Below are 26,225 nucleotides of genomic sequence, written 5' to 3'. Positions count from 1 at the left end.
CTTTCTCCGCAGCTGGTTCCGTTGTTACTTGGCTGTTGGCATAACAAATTCCGCACCGGCATCAATGGAATCGGACCAGCGCTGCATGATGGATTTCTGACGGGTGTAGAACTTCACGCCTTCCTCGCCATAGGCATGGGTGTCGCCGAACATGGAGCGTTTCCAGCCGCCAAAGCCGTGCCACGCCATTGGGACGGGAATGGGAACGTTAATCCCGACCATGCCCACCTGGATTCTGCGACCGAATTCCCGGGCGACGGTGCCGCTTTCGGTGAAGCAGCTGACACCGTTGCCAAATTCGTGATCATTGATCAGGCGGATGGCGGTAGCAATATCCGGCACCCGAACGCAGGCCAGAACGGGGCCGAAGATTTCTTCTTTATAGATCGTCATGTCGGGCGTGACATGATCGAACAGTGAACCGCCCATCCAGAAACCTTCGGCACAGCCCTCACCGGTGGTCGATGCATCGAACTCGCGGCCATCTACCAGCAGTTCGGCACCTTCGGCCACACCCTTGTCAATGTAGCCGGTAATACGCTGGTGTGCGGCGGCGGTAACAATTGGTCCCATCTCGGCATCCAGCTGTTCGCCGTTCTTCACTTTCAAGCTTCGGGCCCGCTCGGCCAGTCTTGGCATAATCTTGTCCGCAACATCCCCAACCAGTACCGCAACGCTGATGGCCATGCAGCGCTCGCCGGCGCTGCCATAAGCCGCGCCGATCAGGGCGTCGACGGCTTTGTCCAGATCGGCATCGGGCATCACCACCATGTGGTTCTTGGCCCCGCCAAGGGCCTGGATGCGCTTGCCGTGTTTGGCGCCTTTCTCGTACAGCAGGTTGGCGATCGGTGTGGAGCCGACAAAACTCAGGGCCTGGACATCCGGATGCTCGATCAGTGCGTTCACTGCGTCCTTGTCACCCTGGACCACATTGAATACGCCATCGGGCAGGCCGGCCTGTTTCAGAAGATCGGCGATCATCAGGGAGGCGCTGGGGTCCAGCGGGCTGGGCTTCAGAACAAAAGTGTTGCCCGCTGCGATGGCCACCGGGAACATCCACATCGGCACCATGGCAGGGAAGTTGAAAGGTGTTACCCCGGCGACCACGCCCAGCGGCTGGCGGGTGGTCCAGTTGTCGATACCCGTGCTCACCTGTTCCGTGTAATCGCCTTTGAGCAACTGGGGAATACCACAGGCAAACTCGACAATGTCGATGCCCCGGGCCACTTCCCCCTGGGCATCGGTGAAGACCTTGCCATGTTCGGCGGTGATGGCGCGGGCAAGGTCATCCTTGTGCGTATTCAGCAGCTCCAGAAACTTGAACATCACCCGTGCCCGGCGGATGGGTGGTGTGTCGGCCCAGGCCGGGAACGCCGCATCGGCGGCAGCAACAGCGGCATTCACATCGTCGCCGCTGGCCAGGGCGACCTGTCCGGTTACCTGGCCGGTGGCCGGGTTGAACACATCCTGTGTCTGACTGCCAGTGCCTGGTGATATTTGGCCATTGATATAATGCTGGATGGTCGCGTCGGTCATGGGTGCCTCTGTCTTTTCGTGTTTAGCCGATGGAAAGTGGCAGAAATTTCGATTCTGCGGGCTAAAGATGCGCATTGGTTAATATATGACCATGTAGGATAGGGCTGGCTATTGGGTAAAGCAATTGAGATTTTTAAAAGCAAGATATAAGTTAATCTTATATTGTTGCCCTGGAAACGAGGTCTTGTATGCATCCCCTTCAGAGCCTTCGGGCATTCGTTACCGTAGCGCGGGAGGGTAGCGTTTCCCGTGCTGCGATTCGCCTTCACCTGACCCAGCCGGCAGTTAGTCTGAAACTGAAGCAATTGCAGGACGAGTTGGGCCTGAAGCTGTTTCTGCGCAAACCTCAGGGGCTGGTCCTGACACCGGATGGCCAGGCGCTGCTGCCCACGGCAGAGAAAGCGCTGGCGGCCGTGGCGGCCTTTGAGCAGAGCGCCCGGGCACTGCACAGCACCCTGAGAGGGCGTTTGCGAATCGGCACCATTGTGGATCCGGAATTCATCCGTCTGGGGGCATTTCTGCACCGGCTGGTCGAGCGGGCGCCGCAATTGGAAACCGAACTACGGCAGGGCATGAGCGGTAGCGTATTGGAGCAGGTCCGGGATGGCCGGCTCGACGTCGGGTTTTTCCTGGCGCCGCCGGGTGTTGGGCCGGGTCCCCTGGCACCCGATGTGACTCATCGTGAGCTGACCCGGTTCAATTATTATGTCGTTGCCCCGGCAGGCTGGGGACCGAGAATTCGATCTGCGAAATGGTCTGATCTGGCCATCATGCCCTGGATTGTGACACCCGTGGACTCCGTTCATCACCGGCTGCTCAAAGGCACTCTGGAACCACTTGGGTTAATGCCCCGGGGCGTAGCAGAGGTCGATCAGGAGGCCTGCATGCTGGACCTGGTTCGGGCCGGTGTGGGTTTGAGTCTCGCGCGGGATGCACTTGCCATGGCTGAGCGCCAGGAAACCGGCCTGGAAATTGTCGACGGAGTGCAACTGCCCTGTGCGCTCAGCTTTATATGGCACCGCGACCGCCAGGACGAGCCCCTGATTGCGGAAGCGCTGGAAGCCTTGTCGGGCGTCTGGGCTGTTAGCCCAGCGTAGCGTCCAGGAACATCATCACGGCGAAACCACCCATCAGGCAGAAGGTAGACATGATTTTCCATTGCCGATGGTGGGTTTCGGGGATAATTTCGTTGCTGATGATGAACAACATGGCGCCCGCTGCGAAGCCCAGAGTCCAGGGCATCAGTGGCTCGGCAAGCCACACCAGGGTTGCACCGAACAGGCCGCCCAACGGTTCGGCGAGGCCGGTCATCAGAGCAATGCTGAAGGCCTTGATTCGGGAATAATCGATGGCAAGCAGTGAAAATGCTACTGCCAACCCTTCGGGGATATTCTGGAGCCCGATCCCGGTGGCCAATACATACCCGTTATTCACGTCGCCGCCAGCAAATCCGACGCCCACGGCCATGCCCTCGGGAAAGTTGTGAAGGGTGATGGCGACGATAAAGAGCCAGATGCCGCGAATGTAGGAGGCGTCCGGCCCCTCCCGGCCAAGCTCGAAATGCTGGTGTGGAAGTTTCTGGTGAACAAAATAGAGCGCGGCGGCGCCGGAGAGCAGACCAAAGATGACAATCAGCGCGGCGGTCCAGCTTTCGCCGGTAATCTGCTCACCATACTCCAGACCCGGCAACAGCAATGAGAAAAATGAAGCTGCCAGCATCACACCTGCGGCTGAAGCCAGCATTCCGTCCCGTAGTTTATGGGTGAGGGTACGGACAAGGAATACACCCAGAGCGCCCACACCGCTGGCGAGGCCTGCCAGCAGGCTGGCAATTGTGCCCAGCCAGACAATACTGATGTCTGAGGTCATTCAGTCTCCCGTTGGCTTGTGATGTCAGCATAGCAGCTTGAAGTAGCTACGCCGGAGGAACCCTGTTGGGTTCCTCCGGCTGCATTAATCGGGAGGGAGAGGTCAGGCGGCGTTTTGCTTGCGCCATGCCAGTTCGTTGGAAATGGTGGCCTTCGGCTGCAGCATCGTGAAATCGATGTCTGCAATCTCTTTGCCGTCCTTGAGGCGCTGAACAAAGTCAGGGTTTGCGAGCGCTTTCTTACCGACCGCCAGCAGTGTGCCTGGGAAATGATTGGCCACGTCCTGGCAGTTGGTTTCGTTAATGTTGCCATTGAGGATCAGACCGACCCCTTCAACGCTGGCGGCCACGCCAGCCAGACTCTCATCACCCTCTACAAAATGCTTCCGGTTAACGTCACCGTCGGTTGTATGGACGAAATCGGCACCTGCATCGCGGACCGCTTCCACAATCTGACGGAATCCGGCTTCACCTTCCGGAAGCTGGTAGTCAGGGTCGGTGACTGTGCCCTGGGACAGGCGAATCCCTACTGTGAAGTCCTCGCCGACGGCCTCGCGAACTGCACGGACCACGTCAACCACCAGGCGCAGCCGGTTCTCAAGTGATCCGCCGTATTCATCGTCCCGTTGGTTAAAGTAGGTACTCAGGAACTGATTCAGCAGATAGCCATTGGCACCGTGAATTTCAATGCCATCGAAACCGGCGGCTTTCGCATTGGTGGCGGATTTTGCGAAACCATCAATAGCTGCCTGAATGTCGGTCTTGGTCATGGCGCTGGGGGGTTGCCACTCGGTTTGGTCGCCATAGAAACCCAGCGGGGCTCCTTTTGGGGTGACTTCACTGGGACCCTGGGGCTGTTCGGTGAAACGGTTGGCCTGGAACTGCGCGCCGGCATGCATCAACTGCACAATGATTTTGCTGCCTGCGGCGTGCACCCTGTCAACAATGGTCTTCCAGCCATCAATCTGATCCTGGTTGATGATGCCGGGCTGATTGGCATAGCCCTGGCTTGCCTTGTCATCGGTATAGGTTCCCTCAGTGATCACCAGACCGAAGCCGCCCTTGGCGTAGCCTTCATAGTGGTCGGCCATCAGGGCATTCGGAGTGCCGTCTGGCTCCGCGCTGGTGCGCGTCATCGGTGCCAGGGCGAACCGATTAGGTACCTCGATAGATTTGAATTTGATGGATTGCATCACGTCGCTCATAGATACCCTCACATTTCAGTGAATTGCTGGGCATCTACTATCGGGCCGTGCCGCGGACTCTTAAAGCGAAGAATATCGACACAGCCTGTCAGTATTTTTGAATGATTATTCCGGAGCGCCAGTTTTTGCGTCGGAGTGGCCAAGCGAACGTTCCGGCGCAATCTGGTCCCGAACCAGTTGCTTGAGTTTGGTGATTTCCGGGAAGCCGCCGTCTTCTTTGCGGGACCAGATACGCCTGTCATTAACCCATACCTCGAAAATGCCGCCAGTACCCGGGTGCAGGCTCAGTTCACTGATCTCGCCATCGAAGGTTGTCAGCAGCTCCTGCGCCATCCAGGCGGAGCGCAGAAGCCAGCGGCAACCGGTGCAGTAGTGGATATCGATTTTGCTAGTCATGATGAATCAGTCCGTGTCGTAGGTGGGATAGACCGAGCGCGACAGGGTGGGCTCGCAGCCGACAACGCCACGGGCCTGTTTATGGGCGTGGAGATACCAACGCTGGCCGGCTTCTGCGAAGGTATTTCTGCCCACGGTAAAGTCCGCGTTTTCCATGGTTGCCGGAATAGGCGAGCCGTCGGCGTGGCGATAAACGCAGCTGACTCCGATCGTCAGCGCCGTTGCAGCCGGGATTTCTATGAAGCCGTCTTCCCGGACAGCCGGCTCTTCGCCGTTGATGCTGATGACCTTCAGGCAGGGGCCGTAATGCACCTTTTCGAGATCATCCAGATATTCGTTCAGGCAATGACTGGCGCTGAGATAGACAGCGTCTGCTTCGATGCCATCCTCGGCAGAGGGTAGTGACTGGCATCCGTAGAGTAATAGTGAACCGAAAACCACGAGCAGGGCCTGTTTCATGGTATCTCCTCAGCTTATCCACTTGCCTTGGTTCATTGCGGGCCAGGTTCCTGAACCAACCCAACAACCGGTGTATTGTAGCGTGCGTCTCCGTCGGGTGTTCCCCTGAGCTGATCGATCAGGGGGGTATCCCGGTTGTACAGATCATTTCGAAATTGCAGGCGGCCTTCACTATCCACCCAGGACGTCCAGTACTGGATATGCACCGGCACCGGTTCGGGCAGCAATACGGTCCGGGGCTCGGCTTCTGAAACCACACGGTCGATTTTCTCACGGGACCAGTCCGGCGATGCCGCCAATAGGCGCTGGGCAAGATCAAACGGCTGTTCAACCCGGATGCAGCCGGAGCTGAACGATCGCTCGCTCCGTGTAAACAGGCCCCGGCCCGGGGTGTCGTGCAGGTAAACATCATACTGGTTCGGAAACATGAATTTTACCTGCCCGAGAGCATTCTGAGGGCCGGGTTCCTGAACCAGTTGATAAGGAAAATTGTTCCGGTTCAGTGATGACCAGTCAACGTCCAGCGGATCCACTTTCTGTCGATCTGCGCCCCAGCCCCGGTAGACGCTGATGTTGAGTCGGGAGAGGTAGTCCGGATCCCGGATAATCTGGGGCAACTGGTCCTGAATCATTACCGTCCGGGGTACGGTCCAGTCGGGGTTGAATACCAGGTACCGGATGCGATCACTGAACACCGGGGTTTGCCGGAAGGGCTGGCCCACGATAACGCGCTTTCGCAGCACCTCCTCGCCATTTTCCACCATCTGTAGTTCGAAACCGGCGATGTTGACCAGCACGTAGGTCTCGCCGAGGGATTCGGGCAGCCATCGCCAACGCTCGAGAGTGGCATCAATCTGGCGCAGGCGCTCCACTGGCATCAGGTTGAGCGCTGTCACGGTGTCCGGGCCAATGAGACCGTCGGGTTCAAGGCCGTGCCGGGCCTGAAAACGGGTTACCGCCGATTCAAGGCCTTCATCATACTGGCGCGGGTCTTCGCCTGTGGCGGGTTGCTCCTTCAGTTCCCCCAGCCTGGAGAGTCTGTGGCGGATTTCAGGCATCCGGTCATCCTGGTCCCCGGGCCGGATTGTCGGCCGCACAGCCAGCGGCAACCACGGCTGGCCAAGCAATTTTGTCAGATCCTGCCGGGCTGCCATCAACTTTCGGTAGGCAGGATCGGCAGGCCGCAGGGAATCCAGGGTGACGGCAATATCCCCACGTTCCAATGCTTCAGTCAGAATGGATTCCATCTTTCGCTGGCGACGATTGGCGGTCCACTCGGCGTGAACCGTCTGTGGATTGACCTTGCCCTCCAGCATGTGTGACCCGAGCATGAGAAAAGCGTCTGAGAAGAGCAAATCCAGATCGGCCCTAAGGTCTTCGGAAAAATCGCTCATGGGCCTGAGCGCAAGGCCAGAGAGAATATCTGCGTGATAGTCTGCCGGGTTCAGCCCGTCACCGGCGGCCTGTTCAACCGCATCAATGAGTTGGCGGCGAAGATCGGGCGATTGCCAGGCGCGCTGGTATCCGTTGGCCCCATAAAAGGCCGACAGTGCCTTGTGGGCCATTAGCCTGCTTCCAAGCACCTGCACTGGGAAGCCGGCCTCCATGGCCTCAATCCTGGATACAATGGCTTCATCTGCTGCCAGGCAGACGGGGTGCCAGAGGGCGGCAAACAGGGCAAGAAATGTTGTGGCGAGGTAAAAACGTCTGATTCCATGCATGGGTGTTCTCCACCTCATCCCTGAGAGGCATTAAATTGCAGTGGTAGGTGGGGCAATACTTTGATGCTACCACAGAGGCATTTGTTCCCCACCTGGCCGCCGGAAAAGATCGTTTCGCAATGGTTCCACTTCATGGAGGTTGAGTCCCAAGCGCCGTGATTTCTTGGTGAAACGCTGGCGAATCAGGTCCGAGTAGGGGCCCGTGCCCGTCATTCTTCGGCCGAAGGTGGCGTCATAACTCTTGCCGCCCCTTAAGTCGCGCATCCGGTTCATTACATGCTCGGCCCTTTGCGGAAAGTGCCGGTGCAACCAGTCCTGGAACAGCTCGTCCAGTTCATGGGGTAACCTAAGCATAATCCAGCTGGCCTGGGTTGCCCCCGCCTCTGCGGCGGCTTCCAGGATCGACTCGATCTCGTGATCGTTAATGAAGGGGATGACCGGCCCGAGAATAATGCCGGTCGGAATGCCGGCCTCCGAGAGTTGGCGGATCATTTTCAGGCGCGTTGCCGGGGCCGCTGTTCTTGGCTCCATTCGTCGTTTCAGGTCGTTGCTCAGACTGGTGAGGCTGATGCGCACAGAGCAGAGCCCATCAGAGGCCATATCGGCGAGAAGATCAAGGTCCCTGAGAATGAGAGCACCCTTGGTAATGATCGACACCGGGTGACGATACTCGGCCAGAACCTCCAGTACCTGTCGGGTAATCCTCTGCTCCCGCTCAAGTGGCTGGTAGGCGTCGGTATTGACGCCCAGAGCGATGGGCGAAACCCGGTACCCGGGCCTGTCCAGTTCTTCTCGCAGCCGCACCGCAGCGTTGGGTTTGGCGATCAGTCGCGTCTCGAAATCCAGGCCCGGCGACATGTCCCAATAGGCATGGGTGGGGCGGGCAAAACAGTAAATGCAGGCATGCTCGCAGCCGCGATACGGGTTTATGGACTGATCAAAAGGTACATCCGGTGACGTGTTGCGGCTAATGATGGATTTTGCGGTTTCCTGAATGACTTCAGTGGCCATGGTGTCGGGGTTCAGGTCGTCTTCGGGATCGTTATACCAGTCAGGGTCGACTTCACGGTCCGTGACAATCGGCTGGAAACGGTTATGGGGATTCAGGGCGGTGGCGCGAGTTTTCATGGGGAATCCATATACTGTATGTATGAACAGTAATTCGATGGTACCCTTGCCGTTTGCTCTCATCAACCAGAAAATTTCGCAGACTTGCTCCCTGGGCAGGTAACATTCGCTGATCTTTTATTCTTGACCGGGGAGCCGATGTCGGAGCTTTCGTTTGTACAGTATTTTCTGATTGCCCTGATTTTCGTCTGGAGTGGTTTTGTCCGCTCCGGATTGGGGTTTGGTGGTGCAGTTCTGTCCCTGCCATTTCTGTTGCTGGTTCTTGATCAGCCACTGGTATTCCTGCCGATTATTGCGGTCCATCTTCTGGTGTTCTCGTCACTGACGATCTGGATGAACAATCGAACCGGGAACGGAGAGCAACGTCAGGAGGGATCGGGAACCGTCGACTGGCAATACCTGTGGCGAATTCTGGGCATCATGATCGTGCCCAAGCTGATTGGTGTTTTCGGTCTGATAACCATGCCCTCTGACATACTCAGTGCCATCATCTTTGTGATCGTGGCGCTCTACTCCGTCTCGTACATCATCAACCGGCCGTTTCGCAGTGGCAGTAAAACGGTGGATGCGATATTCCTGATGGTGGGCGGTTACATCAGTGGCACTTCCCTGATCGGTGCACCCCTGATCATTGCCGTGGCAGCTCAGCACCTGCCAAAGGAGAAACTGAGGGATACGTTATTTGCGCTATGGTTCATCCTGGTGCTGATCAAGATGGCCGCTTTCGTCTGGGCCGGTGTCGATCTCCAGCTTATCCATCATCTCTGGCTGCTGCCCTGCGCAGCCGTGGGGCATATCATCGGGCTCTACGCCCATGACCGCATCCTCCAGGCTGAAACCCCGGTGTTTTTCCGGTTGCTGGGAGCGGTACTGCTGCTGGTAAGCAGTATCGGGATTGTCAGCGTCTTGTGGTAAGCGGGGCGGCGGGCTTTAGCCCGCGCGCCCGAACACCCTTTCAAAGAATCCAACCTCCCGCACGTTCGGTATCGGCAGGCTGTCGACCTCTTCCATGGCCCGTCGCCAGAACTTCTCGGGTTCATCCAGGTGGGCCACTTTGGCCCGCTCGTCAGGGCTGTAATGGTTGTGTTCTCCTGCAATGCCTTCGGCCATGAGTTCCTGGGTCCAGAGATAGATGGCGGCCCGGACGGTTCTCAGCAGGCGGCAGTAAACGTCGCGGCTCAGGTTGATAGCCAGTTCGGCCGTCAGGTTGATCTGCTTCTGCAGCACCGCCATCTCGTCTTTTTCCAGGAGAACCCGGTTGCCGTTGCCCTTCTTGCAGTTCACGCAAATTTTCTCAAGGGCTTTTACACCCTCGAGCAGATTCATGTAACCGAACTCTTCCTTCTGCTGATCGTCTACTGGCGCAGGAATCCAGCCGTACTGGGGCGATTTGGCAACGATGTGTCCGTGTAGCTCCCTGCGGTAGGGTGGCGCGGCAGCAACATCCTGGTAGCCATCAAATTCGGTACGCAGCCAGGCGGCCATTTTCCGGTGGCGAAGCATCATGGCAAGGGTTATGGCTGAGGGCATGATCTCTTCGAGCAAGTCGGAGGAATCCCGCGTGCGCTCGTCGAGGTGGTTTACGGATGTCGACATTTCTCCTCCTCGGCAACGGGTTTCCTGATGATTCATCCCGTTGTCCGTTTGTTGTTTTTGGCGTTCGGTGGTTGTATCTGTCATTGCCGGTGACTAAAAAGTAGTCAGATAATGGCGGGGGCGCCGTTGTAAAAAAGTTACTGCTTTGTAACGGCCGGTAAGCAGCCAGACCACGGGAAGGAAAACAGGCAATGAATCGGGACAATGGCTTTGAATCACAGAGAGCGTCCATGGTGGATTATCAGCTCCGTTCCCGTGGAATCGAATCGCCACTGGTACTCGAGGCCATGGGCCGGGTAGCACGCGAACAGTTTGTTCCCAGGCGCATGCGGGATTGCGCCTACGATGACGGCCCCCTTCCCATCGGGGCAGGACAGACCATTTCGCAGCCTTATATTGTGGCGTTGATGACGGAAGCTCTGGATCTGGAGGGCGGGGAAAAGGTTCTCGATATAGGGACCGGCTCTGGTTATGCAGCGGCGGTTCTGGGCTGTATTGCTGGCGAGGTGTTTAGTATTGAACGGGTACAGAAGTTGGCCGATCGCGCTGCACGCACACTTGCCGCTGAGGGTTTTGATAATGTTGAGGTTCGCTGTGGCGACGGCACGATGGGCTGGCCGGAGCACCAGCCCTATGATGGCATCGTCGTGGCTGCCGGTGCGCCAGCAGTGCCGGATTCGTTAAAGCATCAGTTGGCAGTTGGCGGGCATCTGGTCATTCCGGTGGGCTCGGAACATTCGGTGCAGTCATTGATGCGCGTTACCCGTTTGGCGGAGGATGAATTCCGGACCGAGAACCTGGGCGCGGTGCGGTTTGTACCCCTGCTCGGCGAACAGGGGTGGTCGTAACTGTCAGACCTGACGTGCTGAATCAGCTGCCGGCGTTTGTGCTTTCAAAGATCTTGTCAGCCGATGCCGCCACGAAACCCGAGTAGAGCTGGCCATCCGGCTTCGGATAACGCAGGGCAAACTCGTAAAAACAGCTGGGGATGGTCACCGTCTGGTCGGAAAAGGCCACTGCTACACGATCGGCCATGGTTGAGGATTGCTCCAGCAGTTCCGCCGGCGAGCCCTTCACCTCGCCACCTGATGCATTTACCGTGTAGCCGTGATTTTTCAGCAGTTGATTGATTTCCGGCACCGAGCGGAACTGGTCCAGGTGGTTGATGCTGACTGTGAAATGGTTGGCGCGATAGCCCCAGGCGGCCATCCAGGCCGCGTACTCGCTCTCCTGCATCAGTTTACGGTAGGTTTCGTAATCAACCTCCCAGTGGCGCCCGGAATAGAGAAAATCATCAGCGATTACCGCTTCCGGCCTTACCTGTTCGACAAGACGTTTCACCACAGACTGCAACTCCGGTGAACATTTCTCCACCAGCAGTTCGGAGATAAACACCTTCGGAAGTTCCCGGGAGGGATGCTCATAGTGCCTGGCATAGAGTTTTTTGGCCTCGAAATGGTATTCACCACCTTCTTTGTAGCCGAGGCTGAGGAAGTGCTCGGCCAGAGCGTCCAGACGAACCGGATCCAGGTTGAAGGTTCGAAGCGCTATATGGTCGTTGACAATGGCCTGCTCCTCTTCGGCGCCCAGGATTTTATGTATCCGCTCGGCAGAGGGGGTTACCTGCCGGTAGGACTCCCAGAGCCGCGCAAACAGGGTATCCGGATCAGTATGCATAGCGAATCTCCTCAGTAGCCGGTTCTTGGCGGGGCTGTTGGCGCCCCTGCGACTGTTGGCTGGTCCGGCCGAGTGGCAGGTAGCAGGCCAGACTGCCGTCGCCAAGGTCCAGTTGCCTCGCCAGTAGCTCTTCCACAACCAGATTACAGCTATCTGGAGCAGGCCAGACCTGGCTGGTCACCGTGGCCCTGAATTCGGAACAGCCGGTATTGGCAACTATAGCGGATTTAAAGGTTTCTCCCGAATCAACCGCCGGATTCCGAGGCGTGCCCCGAAGCACGGCGCTGGCCAGCAAGGTTTCGCGGACGCTGGCGATGTCTGACCTGGGACACTCCAGAGTTGGCCCACCGTCCAGAAGGTCCACAAACCCCCGGTGTCGAAAACCTTCGCGTTCCAGCATATGCCGCGCCGCGCGCGTGTCCTCATGCACCTGGCCGATAACCGCCCTGGCTTCACTGGTCATTTGCCGGGTATACAACGGTTTGGCAGGGATGAACTGATCAATGAAGCCACTCTGGCCGCAGCAGGCCAGTTGTGTTGCGGACATGAAGTCCAGATCCGCCACATGATGCTTTAGCCAGTCCCAGAACGGAGATTGACCCGAAGGATCCGAAACCCCGCGCATTTCTGCGATCACTGTGTCCGCGAACCGCTCCGGGTGCAGGGCCATGAAAAGAAAACGCACCCGGGAGAGCAGCTTGCCTGCATTGGCACGGCGAAATTCGGGCCGAAGATACAGCGAACAGACCTCTGTGCAACCGGTGTATTGCTGGCAACGGGTCAGGCTTTCCTCGGTATGACGTTTTTGCCGGTCGCCCGCATGGCGGATAACGGCATTGCGGCGGAAATGGACGAGCGGACGGGAAACGCCTGCGGCGGCCTCAATACCCGTGGTTCCCATAATGTCACCGGTCGTAATGTCCTCCAGCACGAAAAGATAATGTTCATCGCCGGGCTTCGTCACGTTCCGGGCGAAGCTTTCGACCGAGTGATCAATCTTGCGACTCAGGGCATCGCGATCCGGCATCAGGGAGGTGAAGCCGGGTCCGGATTCATTGGCGATCTGCACCAGGGCATCAAGATCCTTTGGGGTAATCGGTCGAATTAGCATGGCGAGCGTCCTGAGCATTGTTTCGGCTCAGTATGAAAGTCCTGGATGCCAAATTGCAGCTGCATAATGATCGAAATGATCTACAATTAGTGCAAATTGAAAAGAGGTTTGAGCAAAATGATTGGTGCCCAGGATCAGAAGCTGTTAATGCTGCTGAGGCAGAATGCCCGGGCCAGTATCACTGAGCTGGCGAAGGCCATGCATGTATCCCGATCAACGGTACAGAACCGCATTGCGCGTCTGGAAGCCAGCGGGGTGATACGGGGCTACTCGGTGCAGTTGGGTGGGGAATTCTCTGCCAGACAGGTTGAGGCCCACGTGTCTATCAAGGTTTTCCAGAAGCTGACCAGCCGGACAAACGCCTCATTGGAGGGAATCAGCCAGGTGTCGCAGCTGTTTTCCGTAAGTGGAGAGTACGACCTGATTGCCATCGTTGAGGCCCAGTCACTGGAGGAACTGAGCGCCGTGCTGGACGATATTGGCAACTTGGAGGGGGTCGAGCGGACCAACTCTGCCGTGGTCCTCGAAACCCGGTTCCGGCGCTAGGCAGGCCCGAACAGATCAGGAGCCCAGCATTCCTGCGTAGGCACTGTAGAAAAAGGCACCCGAGCCCAGAAGAATGATGCCCCAGGCGGGAAAGATCAAAAACGAACGTTTTGCTTTGCTCATGGCCATATCCAATTTGCTCGGAAAGTAGATTTACACTCTTCACAGTAGCTCAAACTTGACAAATGTTACGAAAAATTTTGAGGAACAGTTCTCGGACGAGGATTAATTTGCCAATTGCGCGGGCACTAAATGCTATTGAGCGGGTCTGAAATGACGCTAGTATGAACAGGAATTGCAAACTCAAACATAAAATAAAATAACAACAAGGAGCCGTTTATGGCGGTAGACCCCCGGAAGCAGACCTCACTCCATTGCCTGTATTACTGGGCAGAGGAAACCCCTGACAACGTTTACCTTACTCAGCCTTTCCCGGATGGTCGTGTCGAAGACATTACCTGGAAGCAGGCTGCCGACCAGGTGTCCAGGATGGCCGCTTACCTGAACAGCCTGGAACTGCCCGAGCCCAGTAACATCAGTATACTGGGCAAGAACAGCGCGCACTGGATCCTCGCCGATCTGGCGATCTGGGCTGCGGGACACGTTTCGGTGCCGCTCTATCCCACGCTCAATGGTGATACCGCCGCCTACGTTCTCGAGCACAGCGAGGCAAAGCTGCTGTTCCTCGGCAAACTTGATGGCACTGCGGACGGCTGGAACGACATCAAGGACCACATTCCGGACGATTTGCCCCTGATTTCCCTGCCCATGTCGCCACGGGACGATACGCCCAAATGGCTTGAAATTGTTGCCAAGCAGGAGCCCGCGGAACCAAAGCTGCCGGATCCGGACAACCTGGCCACGATTGTCTATACCTCGGGCAGCACCGGCCGACCCAAGGGCGTTATGCACAGTTTTCGCACCATGATTTCGGTGGCCGACGGCCTGCAGCAGCTGTTCCCGGTTTCCTCTGAAGAACGCATGCTTTCCTATTTGCCCCTGGCTCACGTGGCGGAGCGGGCGGCGGTTGAAACGCAATCCCTGTACTACGGTTTCCATCTCTATTTCGCCAATTCCCTGGATACCTTCCAGGAAGACCTGCAGCGGGCAAGGCCGACGCTGTTTTTCTCGGTCCCTCGCCTGTGGATGAAGTTCTATCTGGGGGTTAACGCCAAGCTGCCGCCCAAGAAACAGAGGTTGTTATTCAATATCCCGATCATCAACGGTCTGGTCAAAAAGAAGGTCCTGAAACAACTGGGACTGGACTATTGCCGGGCAGCCCTGACCGGTGCCGCGCCGCTGTCAGCGGATATCGTCAACTGGTATCGCAGCCTTGGGCTGGAGCTGCTGGAAGTGTATGGGATGTCAGAAAACTTCGGATATTCCCACGCCAATCGGCCTGGACAGGCCAGGGCTGGCTCTGTGGGTATGGCCAACCCAGGGGTTGAGCATCGCATCGGCGAGGGCGGCGAAGTGCAGGTGAAAAGCCCCGGGCAGATGTTGGGTTATTACAAGAATGAGGAGAAAACCAAGGAGGATCTTACCGAAGACGGCTTCCTGAAGACCGGAGATATGGGGGAAATTGACCGGGATGGCACCCTCCGGATCACGGGCCGGGTAAAGGATCTGTTCAAAACCTCTAAGGGCAAATATGTGGTTCCGGTGCCCATCGAGAATCGCTTCAATCATCCCAAGGCCGAGGTGGTCTGTGTAGCTGGTGCCAACCAGCCACAGCCCTGCCTGATGGTACTGCTTTCCGAGGAAGCCAGGGACGAACTGGAAACCGGAGCCGACCGTGGTGAACTGGAGCAGGAGCTGGCGGCCGAGCTGGATGCGGTGAATGCTGAGTGCGAGTCCCACGAGAAAGTGGCCTTCGTGGTGGTGGTTCGGGAACCCTGGACCATGGAAAATGGTATGCTGACGCCGACCATGAAGATCAAGCGGAATGTGATTGAAGATTTCTACAACCGGAAGATGGACGACTGGTTCAGCCAGAAGAAGAAAGTCGTCTGGGAATTCTGATTTCCTTTCAGTTTCCTGGTTCTTTCCACCTTCTTTCTTGCGTTCAAACGCAAAACGCCGGTGCTCCCTCGGAGCCACCGGCGTTTTCAAATCCTTATGTTCTGTTCTCAGTCCGAGCGATCCCCTCGCTCATGCCAGATTCGGCTGCCGGTTTAGTGGCCGCCCTGCATCTGGCTCATGTCCGGAGCAACGGTGGCTGCTTTCCGGTTGAAGCTCCGCATCTTGCGACTGAAAAACTGTACCGCCTGCTTTGCCGCAGCACGGGTATACTGGCGCCTGACCTCAGCACTGTTGTGGAGGATACTGGACGGCAGCGGGTTTACGGTTGCGATATGGTTCTGAGTCATAGCGCCTTCCTCCTTTTTAATAGGTGTATTGATTTTGGTAGGTAGGTTAGTTAGGGATCTACCTTTAATTTAAATGCAATTCTAAGGGTTCTTATTTGCAGTTTGAATACGTTAAAATCCGTACTCACGTTGCAAATATGCAGTAACTATGGATTGGGATTATCTTCGATATATACGGGCTCTGGCAATAGGCGGAACGCTTGCCAAGGCCGGAGAATTACTGGGTGTGCACCAGACCACCGTTTTACGGCGACTCGACCAGATGGAAGAGTCGATGGGTGTACAGTTTTTTGAACGCAGCCGGGATGGATTGCAGCTCACCCCAGTCGGGGAGACCGCGTTCCGTGAGGCGGATCGGCTGGCCATCGAGATGGAAAATCTCGAGCGCAAGCTGGTCGGGCAGGATTCGGCGCCGGTGGGCAAGGTAAGGCTGGCGGCAGAAGACGCGATGATGAACGCGTTGCTCAGCCCGATCCTTGCCGAGCTGGTGCGGGAGTTTCCGGATATTGAGCTGGAAACCCTGACCGACAACGACGTTGCCAATCTGAGCCATCGTGAAGCCGATCTGACGCTTAGACCCGAGAACAAGCCCCAGGCGACCCTGGAAGGCGAGCGGATTGCGGCCATCGAGTCCGCAGTTTACGGATCTGCCCGCTATTGCCGGCGGCACCGCGATATGGACATTGAGAACCACCCGGAAGGTTGCCTCTGGATCCTACCCGATGAAACCTTCAGCCATCTGGCCACCGGCCGGTGGTATCGCAAGTACCTGAAGAATGTCACTTCCCTCATTCGCTGCAACAGCTTGCAATCCATGCATGCTCTGGCGAAAGCTGGTGCCGGCCTGGCAGTTTTGCCCTGCTATCTGGGAGAGGGCACCCGCGAACTCCGCCGCCTGTCGGACCCGCTGGAGGGTGAGAGCGTTGATCTCTGGCTGCATGTCAACCAGGACACGCAGCACATGGCCCGGGTCCGCATCGTAATGGAATACCTGGTTGAACGTTTGCAGGCTCTGGAGCCCCAGTTGGAGATATCTTCGACGTTCTAGCGAGCATCAGCCGCAGAACGGCCAGAACTGATACCAGCGCCAGCACTGGAATTCCTGCTCGCAGGTTTTGAGTTGATTGTCGTAGCGGAACGCCCGGCTTTGTACCCGGGCGGCCAGATCCATGACGGCCGGCTTCTGTTCGTAGCTCCTGCGGGCGTATCCGCCCCGGCCCTCATGGTAGGCAAGATACAGTTTCCTGGGCGCCGAATAGGAAATGCCCAGCTGTCGGTGGCTTAGCTGGTTGTACCAGCCCACGAAATCAAGCGCGTACTCCATATCGGTTCGCACGGTAAACCAGCCCTCGCCGTTGGCCGCGAGATATTCCCGCCAGGCCGGGTCCAGGGCCTGGGCATAACCGTACGCCGTTGTGGGCCTGGTCCAGGGAATAAAGCCCCAGAGCAGGGTGCGTGGAGGCCGGGCATGGCTGCGGAACGAGGATTCGTAATAAACAAACGCTATCTGGGTGGCAATGGGCGTGCCCCAGCGTTGCTCGGATTCGCTGGCGTAGTCATACCAGACCGGATGTTCCCTGAAAATTTCGCAGACGTTCTCCGGGTTTGCCGGAGGGTCCGGTGCCAGCAGGCTGAAGCGTAGCGTTGCCCAGGTGCCCATCAACAATCCCAGTAGCGGGAGCCCGTACCATCTGGCCCGGCTTTTCCAGATCTCCAGTGCCGTGCGCCGGCCTCTGCTTTTCCGGCGAGGTCTTTTTCGTATTCCTACCAAACCGTCATCTCCGGCATCCAGGGATTGCTTGCTGCATGCATCGTACCCATGGCATAAGGGAATCAACGACACGTTCGGGATGATAGGTAAATGACGCGATTTCCCCTAATTAAACCTCTTTTAGTCACCGCCCTGCTAATGACCGGTACTGCCCAGGCGGCACCGGATGCCCGCCAGGTACTGGAAGTATCCCCTGTCGACGACATCGTGGCCCGCTACCCGGCTATGATGAGCCAGGGCATCCGCGAGGGGCTAAAGCAAAATGGTCAGCTCCCGCCCATGGTGGCCAATACCATCGGCAACATTGTCAGCAGCGGTTTCAACTCCGTGGATATTGAGCAGCAGATCATTACCGATCTGCAAGCCAGCCTCACGGACTCGCAGCTCCAGGCCGTACATGACTGGTACGAGACCCCTGTGGCCAGAAAGATTTCTTCTGCTGAGATCGCGGCTTCGGAACCTTCTGCATGGAAGGAAATCCAGGCGAGCGCCGCGGAACTGAACAGCCAGTACAAGGGCACTCGCAGAGCGGAAATGTTCGACCGGTTTGATCGGGCGGCCCGGGCAACAGAAAGCGCGGTGGATACCACAATTGCCGTCCAGCTCGGGCTGGCAACCGCCATGGCGGCGTTCAGCAGTGATTCAGCCAATTATGAACAGCTGCGCCAGCGCATTGAAAGCCAGCGCGGCATGCTCAGGGGCGTTGTTGGGCAGCAGGTCTACGACAGCTATCTCTATACCTACCAGAATATAGGTGCCCAGGAGATGGATCTGTACCTGCAGTTCCTGGAGAGCCCGGCCGGCGCGGCCTTCTCCAAAGTTGTGACCAACAGCATCCAGCAAGCTATAACCGAGCCCGTGGAAACCATCGGCAAACAGATGTCCCGGTTTCTCAGCCCGGAATCACCAGGCGGTCAGTAAATTCCCGGAGCTCCCGGTATACCTGGTCACGCTTGCGGTCATAGCGATGGGAAAAGTGGAACGCAATCAGTTGCCGGACCTGTGCCGCCTCGGCGATGCCGGCACAGGCCCTGGTGGTGAGATGGTGGGTGTGCCGGGCCTGCTCCTCATCCGCAGCCATGAATGAGGCTTCACAGAACAACGTGTGGGCACCCTGAGCCAGTTCCGTCATTTTGCGGATGTTATCGGGCGTATCGGCGAAATCCGTGCCGTAGGCGATCTTTTCTCCCGGCGCCTGGATCAGGAGTTTGCGGGCCAGGTCTTCTGCTCGATACGTGCGTCTGGCGTCTGGCGAGATGAGTTCATCCGGCCGCTGGCGCAACACAGCCATTTTCAAGTCGTGTAGCCAGGGGCCGGGTTTCAGGCCTTCAGCTTGTAATTGCTCATTGCGTACCTGCAGCTTGCCGAAGGGTTCCCAGGCGAAAGCCAGTACAGGCGTGCCGTGGTCCAGCAGGGCAGCACGAACCTGAAACTCCGGTTCCCGCACCAACACCCCGTCAGGGATTGCCTGGTCCTCCAGAGCGGTGGGCGCCGGATCGCCGGCGGTTATTCTCCAGCGCTTCAGGTGGTCGCTGTGCCATTCGTGAACCACGAACCTGGGCCCTCGATCCTCCACGCGATCCCACAGGATACCGCTGATCATGCCGGCAATGTGCTGCATTAACCCTGGAGGTCCGAACAGCCGGCACGGCAGAAAGTAACCGATCCGGCTGCGCAGGAACCACAGGAAACCGCCGATGTGGTCGGCGTGGCAGTGACTGATGAAAACGTCGGTCACCTGGTGCGCGGACCGAAGCGGCATGCGACCGGTATCGCCCAGATCGAACAACAAGCTGCGGGACTGATGCAGTAGCCTGAGCTGCAACAACGGGTCGCCGCATACACCGTTCACCAGGGAGGCAACCACGGGGCCGACCCGCACTGCCACTTGCGGGTCATCGGCAACGCTGGTCAGCGCCCCCAGCTCGACGCTGACCTGGACGGCACCATCGCTCTGTTGCTTGCGGTTCATAGGTTCTCCCGATTATTGAATTATTCGGTGAGTGCGATTTGTGCAAAGCCAGAATAGGGTCCAATCTCCCTAGTATATGCGAGTGAGGAGTGTCGTTATGGATTTCAATGCCTATCAAAAAGCCTTGTCCTCACAACTGAGGGGCTTGGAGTGCCCGTTTCCGGAGCAGGAGTTTGCGGAGCGTCTGGCTCGTGTCCGGGATCGTATGGCACAGGAGGATTTTGGCGCCTTGCTGCTGACCGATCCCTCGGATATTTTTTACCTGACCGGTTACAGCACCTTTGAGGTGTCTGTGCATGTGGCTCTTGTGGTTACACAGGAAGACCTGCTCTTGCAGGTGCCCTCCATCGAAATGGGCCCGGCCATGGTGACCACCCGGGTTGCGCGGGTCAGCGGATACCGGTGGGAGGGCATCGGTGAAGTGCTGGAACCGCTGGTTCAGGTTCTCAATGACGGAGTTGAAGCGGTCGGCATTGATGCCTGGCACGGCTCCCTTCGTCAGGGAGTGCTGGAAGGCCTCAAGGCACGGATGGCGGGTGTGCGATTTCTGAACAATGGTGGTTTGTTGAAGCAGATCCGGATCGTCAAGTCCGACGCCGAAATCCGTCTTCTGCGGGAGAGCGCGCGAATTACCGCCGATGGCCTGAAGGCAGCTGTGGCAGCGGTTCGCCCGGGAGTCACCGACAATGATATTGCTGCAGAAGGCGCCCGGGCACTGCTGGAGGCCGGCAGTGAATTCATGAGTATGCAGCCGATTGTCGTTACCGGCCGGCGCAGCAGCGTGATCCATTGCAATCACAAGCGCACGGTGGTCCGGGAGGGCGATCCGGTGTTTCTGGAATTCGGCTCAGCCTGGCACCGCTACACCGCCCCGATGATGCAGACCGTGGTGGCCGGAGCCAAGCCCTCTTCGGAAATGCAGAGGGTTCACGACGGCTGCCGTCGGATTGTGGATACTCTCCTGGCGTCTGCTCGCCCGGGCGTCACCTTTGACCAGGCCGCCCAGGACGCCGAAAAAGCGCTCCAGCCGCTGGCAGGCAAGGTATTTTTCTCCGGCGTGTTTGGCTACACGGTTGGCGCCCAGTTTCCCCCTTCCTGGGTGGAGGGCTCGGGCTTTATCGCCAGGGGCGGCAACATGGAGTTTCGGCCCGGCATGGTCTTCCATCTGCCCATCTGTTTGCGTATCCCGGGGCAGTGGGGCATTGGCTGTAGCGAAACCATTCTGGTTACCGAAAACGGAGCGGAACCGATTACCGACAACCCCTGGACGCTCGGCTAATCCAGTCGCAGATCTGACAGGTAAACGGTTCGCGGCTCGGGCAGACGAACGGCAAAGAGACCTATTCGCCTGATTTTCGACATGTCCATGGTCCGGCTATCCGGAGCGTTTTCAATGGCAGTCAGATTCCGCGTGAAAGTATTGAAGCCGGGGCCAAGGATCAGGCGCGCGTTGTAACGGTCATTGTAGTCATGGTCGCTGCGGTCATGGGCCACGTCATTGATTCGAAGCGTCAGTGCCAGAGGTTCCGTTGAAGGATTGAACAGCGTTATGGTCAGTCTCTCGAAACCCCGCCAGTCGGCTGGCAGGTTATTGAGCGAGACCCCCGAGTAGGTTTCCGTGCCCAGATCGATCTTCAGGCTGTGCGGGTGATTCACTGAATGATTGGCTGAGACCGCCAGACTGCCCGCCCAGAAGGGTTCCGGGTTCTGATGACTGAAGTCATAGAGCAGGGGAAGCTGGTGATGAACATGCCACTGTCGGGCCGCAACGATCCCGGTCGAGCCCAACTCAAAACACAACAGCAGCGTGGCTGCCGTCGTGATCAGACATTGGCGGGCGAAGGTTCGTTTCCCCGACAGTAATACTGGGCGCCAGGCGATAATCAACCAACCGCCAATCAGGTTGCGCAGCAGATCCCGACCGTCCATGTCGCGGTTGTGGTCGCCCTGGATCAGTTCGATACCAATTCCGATAGCCAAAATTGCTGCGGTAATGACCAGCCACAGACGCCAGCCGCTCAACCACAGCCAGGGCCTGAAGGTCAGTGTCAGCAACGCAAAAAGAAGGATGTGGCCAAGGTTCCAGGCCGACTTGAGGAGCGGCCCCGAGGCCCAGTCCGGCCCGCCAATAAACAGGAAGGGCGCAATGAGCAGCGAAGCAGCACCGGCCAGCCATGGTAGTTGCCGGCCGGTGATTGGCATTCCCGGTATGAAACCAGGAATCATCAGCTGCGGCTGGTAACTTCCAGCAGGTGATAGCCGAACTGGGTCTTGATCGGACCGAGGACGGTGTTCACTTCGCCGTTAAATACCGCCTTGTCGAACTCCGGAACCATCTGGCCCGGACCAAAAGAGCCAAGGTCACCGCCATTACGACCGGAGGGGCATGAGGAATGCTGCTTCGCCACTTCGGCAAAGTCCTGCCCGCCTTCAATCGCTTTTTTCAGTTCTTCGCATTTTGCTTCGCTGTCTACCAGAATGTGGCGCGCTGTTGCCTGTGCCATGATCAATGTCCTTGTGTCGGATGAATGGGTACATCAGAACGGGAATGCTGCCCGCACAGCTCGCCAGAGGCAAGCCTTTTTATCCGTGTTTCTGCGGCCTCACGGTCTTGTCTGCAAACCTGTACAATGCCGGCTTTCTTTTCGCCGGCGCCTTGCCGGCCCCACATCGACAGGTTTGTTTCTTGATCTCCACTGCCAATATCACCATGCAATTCGGGGCTAAACCCCTGTTTGAAAACGTCTCCGCCAAATTCGGTAACGGCAACCGCTATGGCCTTATCGGGGCCAACGGTTGTGGCAAGTCCACACTGATGAAAATCCTGGGTGGCGACCTTGAGCCTTCGGCCGGCCAGGTCATGCTGGAGCCCAATGTCCGTCTGGGTAAACTGCGCCAGGACCAGTTTGCCTACGAAGAGTGCTCAGTCATCGATACCGTGATCATGGGGCACGAGGAACTCTGGAACGTCAAGAGAGAGCGGGACCGGATCTATTCCCTGCCGGAAATGAGCGAAGAAGACGGCATGGCCGTGGCAGACCTGGAAGTGCAGTTCGCCGAAATGGACGGCTACACTGCCGATGCCCGCGCCGGAGAGCTCTTGCTTGGCCTCGATATCCCGCTGGAGCAGCACAACGGTCCCATGAGTGCCTTGGCGCCGGGCTGGAAACTTCGGGTGCTTCTGGCCCAGGCTCTGTTCTCTGACCCCGATGTATTGCTGCTGGATGAGCCCACCAACCACCTGGACATCAACACCATCCGCTGGCTGGAAAACATCCTGGTGGCCCGTAACAGCACCATGATCATCATCTCCCACGACCGCCACTTCCTGAACAGTGTCTGTACCCATATGGCGGATCTGGACTATGGCGAACTGCGCCTGTTCCCCGGCAACTACGACGAATACATGACCGCCGCCACCCAGGCCCGCGAGCGCATGCTGTCGGATAACGCCAAGAAGAAGGCCCAGATTGCCGAGCTGCAGCAGTTCGTCAGCCGCTTCTCGGCTAACGCCTCCAAGGCCAAACAGGCTACCTCCCGTGCCCGCCAGATCGACAAGATCCAGCTGGAAGAGGTGAAGCCCTCAAGCCGCGTGAGCCCGTTCATCCGTTTTGAGCAGGGCAAGAAGCTGCACCGCCAGGCGGTAACCCTGAAAGATCTCTACAAGGGCTTCGGGGAAGAGTGTGTATTGTCGAAACTGAACCTGCAGATCGAAGCGGGTGAGCGGGTCGCCATCATCGGCCCCAACGGCATCGGTAAAACCACTCTGCTGCAATGCCTGGCCGGCGCCTATACGCCAGACAGCGGCGAAGTGAAGTGGACCGACAGCGCGGAAGTGGGCTACTTCGCCCAGGACCACACGGCAGACTTCGCCGACGACGAGACCCTGACCGACTGGATGTCCCAGTGGACCAAAGGCGGCGAACAACTGGTGCGCGGCACTCTGGGTCGCATGCTGTTCTCCGGCGATGATATTGGCAAATCGGTGCGGGTGATCTCGGGCGGTGAGCAGGGGCGGATGCTGTTCGGCAAGCTGATTCTGCAGAAGCCCAATGTGATGCTGATGGATGAGCCTACGAACCACCTGGATATGGAGTCCATCGAGGCGCTGAACCTGGCGCTGGAGAACTATCCGGGTACACTGATTTTCGTCAGCCACGATCGGGAGTTTGTTTCTTCCCTTGCGACCCGGATTATTGAGCTTAAGGCTGATGGCATCAGCGATTTCAGTGGCAGTTATGATGACTATCTTCGGAGTCAGGGGTACGTTTAACCTCGGTTCTTCGGGCCTTGGGAGAATGCGGACGGGCGGGTAGGCCTTTCCAAAACACGCTCCTTACGGCCCATCCCTGGGGCGCTTGGGCTCCGCCATCCCTGGCTCCGCACAGTTTTGGAAAGGCCTACCCACCCGCCCGCGCGTGCCTCTGAGCGGCCTCTACTAACAAAGGAAAAAATATGGGCGAGACCGAAATTATCGCTTCAACCCGCAAATGGGTCGAAGACGTTGTCGTCGGCTATAACCTTTGCCCGTTCGCCAAACGGGAACTGGTTCGGAACCGGGTCCGTTTTGTTGTGTCGGAAGCAAAGACCGAGGACGAGCTGCTGCAGGCACTGCATTCGGAGCTTCAGCGGCTGGAAGACGAGCCGGAGATCGAAACCACACTGTTGATTCACCCGGGTGTATTGCAGGCGTTCGGCCCCTACAATGAATTCCTGGATGCGGCCGATGGTTTGTTGGCGTATCTCGATATGGAAGGCGTTTTCCAGATCGCCAGTTTCCATCCGGATTACCAGTTTGAAGGCACCGCGCCGGATGCGGCGGAGAATTACACGAATCGGTCACCGTTTCCCATGCTACACCTATTAAGGGAAGCGAGTCTGGAAGCCGCGATTGACAGTTATCCGGATGTGGATGGAATACCCGAGCGAAACATCGGATTGATGGAAGAACTGGGCGCGGAGAAGATGCGGAAGATCCTCGTTAACTGCGTGGAGAACTCGCCGGATACAGGGGAGTAGGATCAGGAGCCGGTGGGTAGGGCTTTCCAAAACTGTGCGGAGCCAGGGATGGCGGAGCCCAAGTGTCACATGGATGTGCCGCAAGGAGCGTGTTTTGGAAAGCCCTACCCACCGGCGAATGCACGGATCTGAAGGCCAGAGCGGTTAACTCAGAAATAACGGCACAGTTGTAAACCAGACCAACCAGAAGAGTCACAACAAATGGGACTGCTTTTCGAGCAAATTGACAGCCAACCGTCGGTGATTGGCGAGATCACCCTGCGCCGGCGGCGGATTCCGGCCATTGGTGACCGGGATATCTACGAGGTAAAGCTGGGCGAGGAATTCCTGATGTCCAGCATGTTCGTGGATGCCGAAGTGGCCCTCTCGGATATCGGGCTGGGGGAAACCGAGGGTGACGACCTCAGTGTGGTTGTCGGTGGTCTGGGCCTGGGTTACACCGCGGTTGCGGCGCTCAGGCATGAGCGGGTTGCCGAGTTGCTGGTGGTTGAATACCTGGAGCCGGTCATCGGCTGGCATCAGCAGGAGCTGGTGCCTCTGGGTAAAGATCTGAATGCCGACCCTCGGAACCGTTACGTACATGGCAGTTTCTTCGATCTTGCGGTTGCAGATCCTGAGGTTGGTGGTTTTGAACCGGAGAATCCCGGCAAACAGTTCGATGCCATCCTCCTGGACATCGACCATTCGCCTCGGGCGCTGCTGCACGATTCCAGTGCCAGCTTCTACACCGCCAACAACCTGCGCCTGATGGCCCGGCAACTGAAGCCCAGAGGGGTGTTTGCCATGTGGTCGAACGAGGGCGAGGATGACGAGTTCATGGCCGTTCTCAACGAGGTGTTCACCGATGTGGCCTGTCATGTCGTATCCTTTTTCAATCCATTTCAGAACAGGGAATCGTTCAACACCGTGTATGTGGCCCGCAAGCCGGGTTGAGAAACCGGAGTCTGTATGTCTTTAACCACGCACCGCAGCCGACCCTTCAGCTCCAGCCAGCGTCTGCCTGAGCCGGATCAGCCGCCGGTGTTGCATGAACCGAGCGAGGCCGGGGCGTTGCTGGCGGAGTTTATCCATCGCCACCCTCGCTTGCTGATTCTGACCGGTGCCGGGGTCAGTACGGATTCCGGTATTCCGGACTACCGGGATGGCGATGGCGCCTGGAAGCGCAAGCAGCCGGTTCAGCACAAGGCGTTCATGGAAGATGTTTACACCCGCCAACGCTACTGGGGTCGCAGCCTGATTGGCTGGCCGGTGATGCGTAATGCCAGGCCCAACCCTTCCCATCATTACATCTCAGACCTGGAACTGCTCAACCACAGCAGCCTGGTGGTTACCCAGAACGTGGATCGGTTGCACCAGAAGGCAGGCACCCGGGCGGTGACGGACCTGCACGGGCGGGCCGATGAGGTGGTGTGCATGAGTTGCGGCTACCGCTGCCCTCGGGATGAGGTACACGATCGCTGCGCGGATCTGAACCCGGGGTTCCAGAAATATACCGCCGATACGGCACCGGATGGCGATGCCGATCTGGATGTGGATTTCGAGGATTTCCGGCTGGCGGACTGTCCGAAGTGCGAGGGGATTCTGAAGCCCGATGTGGTGTTCTTTGGTGACTTTGTTCCCAAAGACCGGGTGTATTCGGCCCTGGATACGCTCAAAGCCAGTGATGGCCTTCTGGTGATTGGTTCGTCGTTGATGGTGTATTCCGGCTTCCGTTTCTGCCGGTACGCCAACGAGTGGAACAAGCCCATTGCCACCCTGAATCTGGGGCGGACACGGGCGGAGGATCTGGTGGATCTGAAACTGAACGCAAGGATCGGGGAGACCCTGAAGGCCTCCCTCGACCAGTTATAGC

27 protein-coding genes are annotated in these 26,225 nt (G+C 57.7%); 12 read left to right on the top strand and 15 right to left on the bottom strand.

The genetic code is table 11. The annotated features are described in order from the left end of the window. Window positions 1-24: 24 nt before the first annotated feature. A complete protein-coding gene (locus A8B84_RS04235; RefSeq protein ID WP_064228221.1) occupies window positions 25-1,536 on the bottom strand; it encodes a CoA-acylating methylmalonate-semialdehyde dehydrogenase in 1,512 nt (503 codons plus the stop codon). Window positions 1,537-1,724: 188 nt separating this feature from the next. On the opposite strand from A8B84_RS04235, the gene A8B84_RS04230 reads away from it, so the two are divergent. Beyond that, entirely contained in the window at window positions 1,725-2,633 is a 909-nt protein-coding gene (locus A8B84_RS04230) for a LysR family transcriptional regulator (RefSeq protein WP_064228222.1), read from the top strand. On the opposite strand, the gene A8B84_RS04225 is transcribed toward A8B84_RS04230, so the two are convergent. The 6 genes from A8B84_RS04225 to A8B84_RS04200 all read right to left on the bottom strand — a co-directional run bounded on the left by A8B84_RS04225 (window position 2,620) and on the right by A8B84_RS04200 (window position 8,312). Beyond that, entirely contained in the window at window positions 2,620-3,405 is a 786-nt protein-coding gene (locus A8B84_RS04225) for a ZIP family metal transporter (protein WP_064228223.1), read from the bottom strand. The genes A8B84_RS04230 and A8B84_RS04225 overlap by 14 nt on opposite strands. Window positions 3,406-3,507: 102 nt before the next feature. After that, window positions 3,508-4,608 (bottom strand): NADH:flavin oxidoreductase, encoded by a 1,101-nt coding sequence (locus A8B84_RS04220; RefSeq protein ID WP_064228224.1) that lies wholly within the window; start codon window positions 4,606-4,608, stop codon window positions 3,508-3,510. Between the two features lie 105 nt (window positions 4,609-4,713). Continuing rightward, on the bottom strand, window positions 4,714-5,004 hold the full coding sequence (locus A8B84_RS04215; RefSeq protein WP_064228225.1) for a SelT/SelW/SelH family protein: 291 nt from the start codon (window positions 5,002-5,004) through the stop codon (window positions 4,714-4,716). 6 nt (window positions 5,005-5,010) lie between these two features. Beyond that, window positions 5,011-5,463 (bottom strand): hypothetical protein, encoded by a 453-nt coding sequence (locus A8B84_RS04210; RefSeq protein ID WP_064228226.1) that lies wholly within the window; start codon window positions 5,461-5,463, stop codon window positions 5,011-5,013. 32 nt (window positions 5,464-5,495) lie between these two features. Then, the gene (locus A8B84_RS04205; protein ID WP_064228227.1) at window positions 5,496-7,184 is read right to left on the bottom strand and encodes a L,D-transpeptidase family protein; all 1,689 of its coding nucleotides are present in this window, start codon (window positions 7,182-7,184) and stop codon (window positions 5,496-5,498) included. A 66-nt stretch (window positions 7,185-7,250) separates the two neighbouring features. Then, window positions 7,251-8,312 (bottom strand): PA0069 family radical SAM protein, encoded by a 1,062-nt coding sequence (locus tag A8B84_RS04200; protein ID WP_064228228.1) that lies wholly within the window; start codon window positions 8,310-8,312, stop codon window positions 7,251-7,253. Between the two features lie 138 nt (window positions 8,313-8,450). On the opposite strand from A8B84_RS04200, the gene A8B84_RS04195 reads away from it, so the two are divergent. Then, entirely contained in the window at window positions 8,451-9,227 is a 777-nt protein-coding gene (locus tag A8B84_RS04195; protein ID WP_064228229.1) for a sulfite exporter TauE/SafE family protein, read from the top strand. 15 nt (window positions 9,228-9,242) lie between these two features. On the opposite strand, the gene A8B84_RS04190 is transcribed toward A8B84_RS04195, so the two are convergent. Further along, entirely contained in the window at window positions 9,243-9,908 is a 666-nt protein-coding gene (locus A8B84_RS04190; protein ID WP_064228230.1) for a hypothetical protein, read from the bottom strand. A 191-nt stretch (window positions 9,909-10,099) separates the two neighbouring features. Here A8B84_RS04190 and A8B84_RS04185 point away from each other — a divergent pair, with 191 nt between their 5' ends. After that, on the top strand, window positions 10,100-10,756 hold the full coding sequence (locus A8B84_RS04185) for a protein-L-isoaspartate(D-aspartate) O-methyltransferase (protein WP_064228231.1): 657 nt from the start codon (window positions 10,100-10,102) through the stop codon (window positions 10,754-10,756). A 22-nt stretch (window positions 10,757-10,778) separates the two neighbouring features. Here A8B84_RS04185 and A8B84_RS04180 read toward each other — a convergent pair whose 3' ends face one another. Further along, complete coding sequence (locus A8B84_RS04180) at window positions 10,779-11,585, bottom strand: DUF1338 domain-containing protein (protein ID WP_064228232.1); 807 nt, start codon at window positions 11,583-11,585, stop codon at window positions 10,779-10,781. Continuing rightward, window positions 11,575-12,696 carry an arginine N-succinyltransferase gene (locus A8B84_RS04175; RefSeq protein ID WP_064228233.1) on the bottom strand — a complete coding sequence of 374 codons (1,122 nt, stop codon included), beginning with the start codon at window positions 12,694-12,696 and terminating at the stop codon, window positions 11,575-11,577. Before A8B84_RS04175 ends, A8B84_RS04180 begins: the two co-directional genes overlap by 11 nt. Window positions 12,697-12,813: 117 nt before the next feature. Between A8B84_RS04175 and A8B84_RS04170 the strand changes: the two genes are divergently transcribed. Both A8B84_RS04170 and A8B84_RS04165 read left to right on the top strand, forming a co-directional pair. Beyond that, on the top strand, window positions 12,814-13,242 hold the full coding sequence (locus A8B84_RS04170) for an Lrp/AsnC family transcriptional regulator (protein ID WP_064228234.1): 429 nt from the start codon (window positions 12,814-12,816) through the stop codon (window positions 13,240-13,242). A gap of 339 nt (window positions 13,243-13,581) precedes the next feature. Further along, window positions 13,582-15,264, top strand: coding sequence for an AMP-binding protein (locus A8B84_RS04165; protein ID WP_064228235.1), 1,683 nt, complete (start codon window positions 13,582-13,584; stop codon window positions 15,262-15,264). 152 nt (window positions 15,265-15,416) lie between these two features. On the opposite strand, the gene A8B84_RS04160 is transcribed toward A8B84_RS04165, so the two are convergent. After that, window positions 15,417-15,611, bottom strand: a complete 195-nt coding sequence (locus tag A8B84_RS04160) for a hypothetical protein (protein WP_064228236.1) — start codon at window positions 15,609-15,611, stop codon at window positions 15,417-15,419. Between the two features lie 148 nt (window positions 15,612-15,759). Here A8B84_RS04160 and A8B84_RS04155 point away from each other — a divergent pair, with 148 nt between their 5' ends. Beyond that, a complete protein-coding gene (locus tag A8B84_RS04155) occupies window positions 15,760-16,659 on the top strand; it encodes a LysR family transcriptional regulator (RefSeq protein ID WP_064228237.1) in 900 nt (299 codons plus the stop codon). A 6-nt stretch (window positions 16,660-16,665) separates the two neighbouring features. Here the strand turns inward: A8B84_RS04155 and A8B84_RS04150 are convergent, their stop codons facing one another. After that, entirely contained in the window at window positions 16,666-17,373 is a 708-nt protein-coding gene (locus A8B84_RS04150; protein ID WP_064228285.1) for a hypothetical protein, read from the bottom strand. Between the two features lie 99 nt (window positions 17,374-17,472). Here A8B84_RS04150 and A8B84_RS04145 point away from each other — a divergent pair, with 99 nt between their 5' ends. Further along, window positions 17,473-18,303, top strand: coding sequence for a DUF2059 domain-containing protein (locus A8B84_RS04145; RefSeq protein ID WP_064228238.1), 831 nt, complete (start codon window positions 17,473-17,475; stop codon window positions 18,301-18,303). On the opposite strand, the gene A8B84_RS04140 is transcribed toward A8B84_RS04145, so the two are convergent. Then, the gene (locus A8B84_RS04140) at window positions 18,275-19,354 is read right to left on the bottom strand and encodes an MBL fold metallo-hydrolase (RefSeq protein WP_064228239.1); all 1,080 of its coding nucleotides are present in this window, start codon (window positions 19,352-19,354) and stop codon (window positions 18,275-18,277) included. The genes A8B84_RS04145 and A8B84_RS04140 overlap by 29 nt on opposite strands. A 97-nt stretch (window positions 19,355-19,451) precedes the next feature. On the opposite strand from A8B84_RS04140, the gene A8B84_RS04135 reads away from it, so the two are divergent. Continuing rightward, complete coding sequence (locus A8B84_RS04135) at window positions 19,452-20,633, top strand: M24 family metallopeptidase (RefSeq protein ID WP_064228240.1); 1,182 nt, start codon at window positions 19,452-19,454, stop codon at window positions 20,631-20,633. Here A8B84_RS04135 and A8B84_RS04130 read toward each other — a convergent pair. Beyond that, complete coding sequence (locus tag A8B84_RS04130; RefSeq protein ID WP_227512724.1) at window positions 20,630-21,556, bottom strand: hypothetical protein; 927 nt, start codon at window positions 21,554-21,556, stop codon at window positions 20,630-20,632. The two genes, A8B84_RS04135 and A8B84_RS04130, sit on opposite strands and share 4 nt — an antisense overlap. Window positions 21,557-21,579: 23 nt before the next feature. Continuing rightward, entirely contained in the window at window positions 21,580-21,858 is a 279-nt protein-coding gene (locus A8B84_RS04125) for a peptidylprolyl isomerase (RefSeq protein WP_064228242.1), read from the bottom strand. A gap of 182 nt (window positions 21,859-22,040) precedes the next feature. On the opposite strand from A8B84_RS04125, the gene A8B84_RS04120 reads away from it, so the two are divergent. The 4 genes from A8B84_RS04120 to A8B84_RS04105 all read left to right on the top strand — a co-directional run bounded on the left by A8B84_RS04120 (window position 22,041) and on the right by A8B84_RS04105 (window position 26,224). Then, the gene (locus A8B84_RS04120; protein WP_064228286.1) at window positions 22,041-23,627 is read left to right on the top strand and encodes an ABC-F family ATPase; all 1,587 of its coding nucleotides are present in this window, start codon (window positions 22,041-22,043) and stop codon (window positions 23,625-23,627) included. A gap of 182 nt (window positions 23,628-23,809) precedes the next feature. Further along, window positions 23,810-24,373 (top strand): DUF1415 domain-containing protein, encoded by a 564-nt coding sequence (locus tag A8B84_RS04115; RefSeq protein ID WP_064228243.1) that lies wholly within the window; start codon window positions 23,810-23,812, stop codon window positions 24,371-24,373. 201 nt (window positions 24,374-24,574) lie between these two features. Continuing rightward, the gene (locus A8B84_RS04110) at window positions 24,575-25,306 is read left to right on the top strand and encodes a hypothetical protein (protein WP_064228244.1); all 732 of its coding nucleotides are present in this window, start codon (window positions 24,575-24,577) and stop codon (window positions 25,304-25,306) included. A gap of 15 nt (window positions 25,307-25,321) precedes the next feature. Then, the gene (locus tag A8B84_RS04105) at window positions 25,322-26,224 is read left to right on the top strand and encodes an NAD-dependent protein deacetylase (RefSeq protein WP_064228245.1); all 903 of its coding nucleotides are present in this window, start codon (window positions 25,322-25,324) and stop codon (window positions 26,222-26,224) included. Window position 26,225: the final 1 nt, after the last annotated feature.

Origin of the sequence: Marinobacter sp. EhC06, from assembly GCF_001650915.1 — a bacterium.
Classification (GTDB): domain Bacteria; phylum Pseudomonadota; class Gammaproteobacteria; order Pseudomonadales; family Oleiphilaceae; genus Marinobacter.
Note: the sequence above shows the minus strand (reverse complement) of the source record. Positions and strands in the feature narration are given on the sequence as shown.